Origin of the sequence: Lysobacter sp. yr284, from assembly GCF_900107375.1 — a bacterium.
GTDB lineage: Bacteria > Pseudomonadota > Gammaproteobacteria > Xanthomonadales > Xanthomonadaceae > Lysobacter.
Genome location: NZ_FNPT01000041.1, coordinates 1 through 7,485, shown reverse-complemented (window position 1 = coordinate 7,485; position 7,485 = coordinate 1). Strand labels below are relative to the sequence as shown.

General features: G+C 71.8%; 8 protein-coding genes. 1 reads left to right on the top strand and 7 read right to left on the bottom strand.

Annotated elements, in window-relative coordinates; genetic code table 11:
* Window positions 1-516 precede the first annotated feature (516 nt).
* From BLV01_RS25000 to BLV01_RS24990, 3 genes are all read right to left on the bottom strand, one after another.
* On the bottom strand, window positions 517-1,065 hold the full coding sequence (locus BLV01_RS25000; protein WP_091806775.1) for a cytochrome c oxidase assembly factor Coa1 family protein: 549 nt from the start codon (window positions 1,063-1,065) through the stop codon (window positions 517-519).
* A 69-nt stretch (window positions 1,066-1,134) separates the two neighbouring features.
* The gene (locus BLV01_RS24995) at window positions 1,135-1,848 is read right to left on the bottom strand and encodes an aspartate/glutamate racemase family protein (RefSeq protein ID WP_217633593.1); all 714 of its coding nucleotides are present in this window, start codon (window positions 1,846-1,848) and stop codon (window positions 1,135-1,137) included.
* Between the two features lie 148 nt (window positions 1,849-1,996).
* On the bottom strand, window positions 1,997-3,670 hold the full coding sequence (locus BLV01_RS24990; protein WP_175486252.1) for a M20/M25/M40 family metallo-hydrolase: 1,674 nt from the start codon (window positions 3,668-3,670) through the stop codon (window positions 1,997-1,999).
* Window positions 3,671-3,875: 205 nt separating this feature from the next.
* Here BLV01_RS24990 and BLV01_RS24985 point away from each other — a divergent pair, with 205 nt between their 5' ends.
* Entirely contained in the window at window positions 3,876-4,742 is an 867-nt protein-coding gene (locus BLV01_RS24985; RefSeq protein WP_091806769.1) for a hypothetical protein, read from the top strand.
* Between the two features lie 13 nt (window positions 4,743-4,755).
* Here the strand turns inward: BLV01_RS24985 and BLV01_RS24980 are convergent, their stop codons facing one another.
* From BLV01_RS24980 to BLV01_RS24970, 4 genes are all read right to left on the bottom strand, one after another.
* Window positions 4,756-5,349, bottom strand: coding sequence for a hypothetical protein (locus BLV01_RS24980; protein ID WP_091806767.1), 594 nt, complete (start codon window positions 5,347-5,349; stop codon window positions 4,756-4,758).
* 69 nt (window positions 5,350-5,418) lie between these two features.
* Window positions 5,419-6,177, bottom strand: a complete 759-nt coding sequence (locus BLV01_RS24975; protein WP_254782780.1) for a transporter — start codon at window positions 6,175-6,177, stop codon at window positions 5,419-5,421.
* A gap of 2 nt (window positions 6,178-6,179) precedes the next feature.
* Window positions 6,180-6,551: a hypothetical protein gene (locus BLV01_RS26530; RefSeq protein WP_175486250.1), complete on the bottom strand. Its 372-nt coding sequence runs from the start codon at window positions 6,549-6,551 to the stop codon at window positions 6,180-6,182.
* A gap of 140 nt (window positions 6,552-6,691) precedes the next feature.
* Window positions 6,692-7,162 carry a nuclear transport factor 2 family protein gene (locus BLV01_RS24970; RefSeq protein WP_091806777.1) on the bottom strand — a complete coding sequence of 157 codons (471 nt, stop codon included), beginning with the start codon at window positions 7,160-7,162 and terminating at the stop codon, window positions 6,692-6,694.
* Window positions 7,163-7,485 lie beyond the last annotated feature (323 nt).

Below are 7,485 nucleotides of genomic sequence, written 5' to 3'. Positions count from 1 at the left end.
CCGCGACCGCGACAACGCAACTACGACGAAACTTTCGCAATCGCTGTGGTGGCGCGGTCGCGGCTTGCGCCGCTCCTACAGGGGGCGTGCCGCGGCGGGTTCGGCCTTTATCGCAGCAGCGAGTGACGACAAGCGACAATCAACAGCTTCCGTCCGCAAGCGGCCGGGTCACTTTCTTTGTCCAAAGCAACAAAGAAAGTAACCAAAGAAAGTGCTTTTCCTGTTTCGAATCAAAAGCCACTAAGTCCAGCACCGGGCGCGGGGCCGCGCCATAAGGGGCATCCATGCCCCATGGCGCGCGCGCGCATCCATGCGCGCGCCCTCCGGGGCTGCGGGGCGTGTGCTTTTCGTGGGGTTGCGTCCGGGCGAACGGCAACGGCAAAAGCAAAAGCAAAAGCAACGGCAAAATGGATTCCGGCTTTCGCCGCAGTGACGGTGGGAAGGGCCGGCGTAGTTGCGTTGCCATGACCGCTGCCATTGCTATGGCAATGGCAGCGAATCGCGCCGAGCCTTGTCTCAAGCCGTCGCCGATGGCTCTGCCGGCGCCTCGGGATCGCTTTCTTCTTCTTCCTTCGGCGCCGCATCGTTCGCCGCCGCCGGTTCCGGCAGCGTGACTTCCGGCGCCGCGTCGCGCGCGGCATCGGTCCCGAGCAGGTCGATGCGCCGCTCGCTGCCGTCGATGGCCACCTCGATCAACCGATAGCTCCAGCGGTCGGCCTCGCGCGTGCCCTTGACGTAGATCCGGCCGCTGCCCTTGGGGCCCTTGATCGGCAGCGACAGGTCGGCCGCGCCGCTGTCGTTGTTGGTGGTCAGCGAGCCCTGGAAGCCCAGGCCGGTCTCCAGCGGTTCGCCGAACGCGGCGCGCACGTCGGGATCGGCCTTGGCCAGCTCCATCGCGTGGCGCACCGGCTCGCTGCCGCTCATCAGCCCCGACACGCCCTTGATGCCCAGTCCGATCAGGCCGGCCAGCGCCAGCGCGGCCAGCAGCAGCACGCTGAGGCAGCCGGTCGGCACGAACCATTTCCAGTTGCGGCCGAACCAGCCGGGGTTGGGGCGATCGTTCATTGCGCACTCCTTATCGCAGCGGAAGCGCTAGTGTGGCGCGCCGATGCGGCCGGCACCACCCGGCGCCGGTCAGGCCTGGCCGATCGACGCCAGCGCCGCGGCGCGCGCGTGCAGCGCGGCGGTGTCGAACAACGGCAGGTCGACGTCGTCCGCGCCGAGCAGCAGGCCGATCTCGGTGCAGCCCAGGATCACGCCCTGCGCGCCGCGTGCGGCCAAGCCGTCGATGATGCGGCGATAGCCCTCGCGCGAGGCGTCGCGGATCTGCCCGACGCACAGCTCGTCGTAGATCACGCGATGGACGAAGTCGCGCCCGTCCGGTTCCGGCACCAGCACCTCCAGGCCGTGGCGCTCGACCAGGCGCTGGCGGTAGAAGTCCTGCTCCATGGTGAAGCGCGTGCCGAGCAGGCCGATGCGGGTCAGGCCGGCGGCGCGGATCGCCGCGCCGGTGGGATCGGCGATGTGCAGCAGCGGCAGCTGCGCGGCGCGTTCCACCGCATCGGCGACCTTGTGCATGGTGTTGGTGCAGATCACCAGCAACTGCGCGCCGCCGTCGCGCAGCGCGCACGCGGCGCGGCCGAGCAGGGCGCCGGCTGCGTCCCAGTCGCCGGCGTGCTGCAGGCGCTCGATTTGCGCGAAGTCGACGCTGTACAGCAGCAGGCGCGCCGAATGCAGGCCGCCGAGGCGCTCGCGCACGGTCTGGTTGATCAGGCGGTAGTACGGCAGGGTCGATTCCCAGCTCATGCCGCCGAGCAGGCCGAGGGTGCGCAGGTGGGGTTCGCTCATGGGGTCGAGTATAGGCGGGGGCGTGGCGGGCGGAGCGCAAGGCATCGGGCCTGAAGACCCTCCCACAAGAAAGAGCCTGCACGGCCTAGGACACGCTCTTGTGGGACGCCTTCAGGCCCGACGCTTTCCTTTCGGCTGCGCCGAACCCTCAAGGCTTCGCCGCCTTGCCGAACTTCTCGCCGAAGAAATCCCCGCGATTCCACATCGGCCGCGCCGCGTCGCCGGCGATCGCCTCGCCGATGCGCGCGTTGAGCCGCGCCAGCCGCGCCGCGTCGGCGTACTGGATCGGCTGCGAGGCGTCGTCGCCAGGTTGGTGGTAGTCGCCGCGCAGGAACGCGGCGAACTGGCGCTTGGCCGCCTCGCTGCCCGACAACCCGCCGATCAGATACACCGCCGGTACGCCCTGGCGGATGAAGGCGTATTGGTCGCTGCGGATGAAGATGCTTTCCTCCGGCATCGGGTCCGGCGACAGCGTCACCCCGGTCTGCGCGGCCGCGCGCTGCAGCACCGCCTGCAGGCTGGAATGCTCCACGCCGATCGGAATCGCGTCGGTGGTCGGCGCCAGCAGCACCGGCATGTCCATGTTGACGTTGGCCACCAGCGCCGCGCCGGCGGGCGTGGGATGGGCGGCGAACCAGTGCGCGCCGAGCAGTCCCTTCTCTTCGCCGGTCAGCGCCACGAACAGCAGCGAACGCCGGCGCGGCGCCGCGCTGCGCTGCAGCTGCCGCGCCGCTTCCAGCATCACCGCCACGCCCAGCGCGTTGTCGAGCGCGCCGTTGTAGATCGCATCGCCCTTGACCGGCGCGCCGATGCCGAGGTGGTCCAGGTGCGCGGTGAACGCGACATGCTCGCCGCGCAGCGCCGGTTCGCGCCCGGGCAGGCGCCCGACCACGTTGCGCGACTGGGCCGGCTCGAGCCGGTTGCGCACCGCCAGGCTCAGCGTGCCGGGCAGGTCGTAGCCGCGCAGCCGGCCCGTGCGCGCCTGGCGGAACAGCTCGCTGGCGTTGCGGTCGCCGGCGTCGAGCACGGCGCCGGCGCGCGCCGCGGAGACCTGGGCGATCACGCGCAATTGCGGGAAGGCGTCGAGCGCGCCGCCGTCGGCGCCGCGCAGGCGCATGCCCGGCTTGTCCCACTGGCGCGCGCTGCGCGTCCACGGGTAGCGCTTTTCTTCCGCGTCGGTGGCCACCATCACCGCGCCGACCGCGCCGCGCTGCGCCACCGCCGCGAGTTTCTCGCGGGTGGAGCTGTAGAACGCGCGGCGGTCGTGGTCGAAACGCTCCGGCGCGCCGTTGAAGAACACCGCGATCTTGCCGCGCAGGTCGATGCCGGCGAAGTCGTCGTGCTCCAGTTCGGGCGCATCGACCGCCTGGCCGACGAACGCGGCCGGCGCGGTCACCTCGGCCTGGCCGCTGGCGAAGTCGAGCTGCGGCAGGTAGTCCTCGCGAAAGCGCAGTTCGACCGTGCCGAGCGCGCGCTCGATCCGGAACGCGCCGCCGCCGTCGATGCGCTGCGCGCGCAGCAGCGGCACCGTCTGGAAATAGCCGCCGTCCTCGCCGCCGGGTTCCACGCCCATCGCGCGCAGGCGCTGGGCCATGTACAGCGCCGCCAGGTCGTAGCCGCGGGTGCCGGCTTCGCGGCCTTCCAGCAGGTCGTCGGCGAGCAAGCGCAGGTCGGCTTCGATCCGGCGCGCCTGCGCGCGCTGGTCTTCGTCGGCGGACGCGGCGGCGGGCGCGGCCGCCGGGACCGGCGCCGGCGCGGCGGCGCGCTGGCATCCGGCCACGGCGAACGCGGCGCAACAGCACAACGCAGCGAGACGGTGCATCGGGCCTCCGGCGGCGGCGCGGCGGGCGCGCACTGCCGGCGACGCTAGCACCCGCCGCGGCGCGCCGCCACGCCGGCCGCGGCGCATTCACCGACGTGGCGGAGCGCCAAGCCGGTCGCACAAACGCGCATGCACGGCGGAACCGTGGCAGTTCCGGCGGCCGCGCCGCGTTGGTCCAAGCACCTTCCCGCTTCGGAGCCGCGCCATGAACCTGCTGCCCTCGCCCATCGTCGCCGCCTACTGCCAGGGATTCTTCGGCGCCGACGGCCAGGCCTATGTCGAGCGGGTGAAGCGCTCGGGCTTCAACACCGTCGTGCTGGCCCTGGGCCATGTGCATTACCGCGACACCAAGCCCGACACCTACTACGGCGATGTCTACTACAACAACACCGAGATCGTCGCCAACGGCAGCTACGTCGGCCCCGCCGGCTGGGCCGGGCTGATCGAACAGCTCAAGCAGGGGCCCGATGCGGTCGAGCGCGTGCTGTTCTCGATCGGCGGCTGGGGCGTGGGCGATTTCGCCAATATCGAACGCCTGATCGCCGAATTCGGCACCGGGCCGCAGAGCCCGCTGTACCGGAATTTCCTGGCGCTGAAGCAACTGTTCCCGGCCATCGACGCCATCGACCTGGACAACGAGGAAGGCCTCGACCGGCCGAGCATGGTCGCGTTCTGCCGGATGCTCGGCGTCATCGGCTTCCAGGTCACCTTCTGCCCCTACAACGATCAGGCCGGCTGGATCGACTGCCTGGCCGAACTCGAATCCAGCGACCCGGGCCTGGTGGTCGGCTTCAACCTGCAGTGCTACGCCGGCGGCGGCGGCAACGACCCGGCCGACTGGATCCGCGCCTTGCGCGCGCGCCTGGGCAACGGCTTTCCGGCGAGCTTCGTGATCCCCGGCATCGACACCGGCGGCGGCCCGGCGCAGGCGCGCGCGCAGTTCGCCGGCTGGGCCGGCGACGGCATCGGCGGCGGCTTCCTGTGGACGTTCGAAGGCGCCGGCCCGCAGACGCGCGATTTTGCCCGGGCCATCGCCGCCGGCCTCGGCGCCGACGCGTCGGCGGCGGCCTGAGCGCCAGCGCGGCTCAGTCCGGCAGCACGTAGAGCGCGAACAGACCCGCCAGCAAGCTCAGCCACAGCAACGCGCCCAGGACCAGCCAGACGTAGTTGAGCGCGCTCAGACGGCGGTTGCTGTCGCCGTCCGGGTCGCCGCAGGCGAGGTTGGCCGCGCGTTGCAGGCGCAACAGGCTCAGGCCGACCGGCGCCAGCAGCACCAGGCTGGCGACGTCGGTGAACGGCGAGCCGATCTCGCGCGAGCTCAGCCGGTCCAGCACGCTGCTGGCGATCTGCGCGATCACGTAGATCGTCGCCACCGCGCCGGGCGCCCAGTCGTGGCGCGCGCCGCGGGCGCGCAGCGCCTCGTCGATGCGGCCGGCCAGGGCGTGGGCGAAGAACACCGCGAAGATCGCCCGCGCCACCGGCCACAACGTCTCGCCGGGATGGCGGCGGCGGTAGCGCGCCCACTGCATGTAGAACCAATACAGCTGGTAGAGGCCCAGGGTGAGGAAGAACAGCAGGCAGAACTTGAGCGGCGCGACCACGTAGAACTCGTCGCCGAGTCCGCTCGGCGGGGGCGCGACCACGTCGCTGGCGGGCGGGGCGTAGACGTTGTCTTCCATGCGGCGGCGCTCCGGTGGGGGCTGGCGGCAGGATAGCGCGGCTGCGTCGCGCGCACGCCGCGCGCGGGATCAGTCGAAAAAGACCGACACGCCGATGCCGCCCTGCCAGTCCGGCGCGGCATCGTTGAGCCCGGCGTCGAGCGAGGCGTCGAGCTGGATCCGCGGGGTGGCCATGAAGGTCACCCCGGCGCCGGCCACGCCGGTGTCGGGCGCGTGCGCGGTGCGGGTCCAGCCGGCCTCGACATAACCGCCCCAGCGCGCGCCGAAGGCGCGGCTCAGGCTCGGCGAGAACGTCCACGCGTCGACGCCGCCGCTGCGCTCGACGTTGAGGTACAGCGAGCCGGAGGTGGCGTCGTCGAAGTCGTAGGCGACGGTGGCGCCGAGCGCGTACTGGTCGCGGCCGTCGCTGAACTCGCGCGCGCCGGTCGCGACCGCGGCGCTGGCGAGCAGGGCCCAGCTGAACTTGGCGTGGGCCGAAGGCAGCGCCAGCTTCAGCGCCGCGGTGGTGTCGCCGGCGCCGTGCGCGCTTTGGCGCTGGCCGCCGCCGCGCTGGCGCGAATGGTTGTAGGGCGAGCTGGACAGCTGCAGTTCCAGGGTATCGGTCAGGCCCAGGCGCAGGGTGGTCGCGGCGCTGTAGCCGGTGCTGCGCACGCCGTCGCTGCGGTCGCGCTCGAAGTCCGGCAGGCCCTGTTCCCAGGCGAAACCGCCGCGCGGCAGGGTGCCGGTGGAGAAGGCGATGCCGGGCCGGTCGAACGAGGGCGTGTCGGTTTGCGCCTGCGCCTGCGTGGACACGGCCAGCGCCAGGCCTGCCAGCGCCGCACGCGGCACGCTCAAGGCTTGACCCACTTGCCGCCCTGCATCTGGCAGGCCTGCTGCACCGTCGCCAGTTCCTGCGCCGAGCGCTTGTAGTAGTAGATCCGCGCCTGCGCGCCCTTCGGGTTCTCGCACACGCCGCCGGCGCCGTCGGGACAGGCCGCGACCACGCGCGCATCGGCCTGGCCGCCGACTTCCGCCAGCCCCGGCACCTTGCCGTTGCATTGCTGCTTGAGCGCCTCGTCGTCGGCGTCGCGGCCGGTCTGGGTGCATTCGTCGATGACCATGCCGCCGATCTGGCCCTGGATGTGGCAGGCGCTGCGGGCCTGCGCCAGCGGCGGCAGCGCGGCGATCGCCAGCGCGGCGAGAACGAGGCAAAGACGTTGCATGGCGGGCTCCGGTGGTAAGGGGAGACCACGACGACGGGACGGCGGGGGCCGCGGTCGCGTTCCGTGGACGCGGCGCCACTGTAGCGCGGGACGGCGGCGGCCGGCATGGCGCCGCGCGCGAACCGCCGACCGCGCCGCGCTCAGGGTTTGACCGGCTTGGGTTTGGCGTACCACAGCGCGTTGACGCTGATCCAGCGCTCGCCGAACTTGCCGAGGTGAAAGAAATCCACGAACCACGGCGTTTCCGCGCGCGCCACCGCGACGTTGCCGGCCACCTCGAGCGCGGTGCAACTGCGGTCCCACTGCGCCTTCGGCGTTTTCAGCGCGCCCTGGCGGGTCAGCTCGACCAGTTCTTCCTTGCTCATCCGGCGCAGGCCGAGCTTCTCGTCGGCGGTCTCGCCGAGCACGCGGCGCTTGGCCAGATCCGGATGCAGCGCGCGGGCGACGCGCGCCGGGTCGCCTTCGAGCTGGCCGTCGACGTAGTCGAAGCAGGTCGCTTCGATGGCCGCGCGGGTGGCGGGATCGATCTGGGCGGGTGCGGCGAAGGCGACGGGCGCCGCGGCGAGCGCGGCGACGGCGGCGAGGTGGCGCAAGGGGGCGTACACGGTCATGGAGATCTGCCTGTTCGCGGCGCAACCCGGCCGGTCCGGCGCGTCGCGGCGCCACGGTGACGCGACGCCGGCGAGCATGTCCGGGGTGGGCGCGGGATGCATATGCCGTTGGTTATCCCTGGGGGATCGGCGGGGAGCGGTGTTCACGTTTCGGGGGCGGCGGCGGGGTCGTCGCGGCGATCGGCGCTACTGCGGCAGTGGCTATGGCGGTTGCCGTTGCCGTTGCCGTTGCTATTGCTCTTTCGTCACTTCGACACAGGCCTTCAGTTGTGCAGACCCGGAGGGCGCGCGCATGGATGCGCGCGTGCGCCGTAGGGGCAGGA

Bases quoted from the DNA above. Each gene is read 5' to 3' on its own strand.
- BLV01_RS25000 (WP_091806775.1), bottom strand. From the start codon at position 1,065: ATGAACGATCGCCCCAACCCCGGCTGGTTCGGCCGCAACTGGAAATGG.
- BLV01_RS24995 (WP_217633593.1), bottom strand. From the start codon at position 1,848: ATGAGCGAACCCCACCTGCGCACCCTCGGCCTGCTCGGCGGCATGAGC.
- BLV01_RS24990 (WP_175486252.1), bottom strand. From the start codon at position 3,670: ATGCACCGTCTCGCTGCGTTGTGCTGTTGCGCCGCGTTCGCCGTGGCC.
- BLV01_RS24985 (WP_091806769.1), top strand. From the start codon at position 3,876: ATGAACCTGCTGCCCTCGCCCATCGTCGCCGCCTACTGCCAGGGATTC.
- BLV01_RS24980 (WP_091806767.1), bottom strand. From the start codon at position 5,349: ATGGAAGACAACGTCTACGCCCCGCCCGCCAGCGACGTGGTCGCGCCC.
- BLV01_RS26530 (WP_175486250.1), bottom strand. From the start codon at position 6,551: ATGCAACGTCTTTGCCTCGTTCTCGCCGCGCTGGCGATCGCCGCGCTG.
- BLV01_RS24970 (WP_091806777.1), bottom strand. From the start codon at position 7,162: ATGACCGTGTACGCCCCCTTGCGCCACCTCGCCGCCGTCGCCGCGCTC.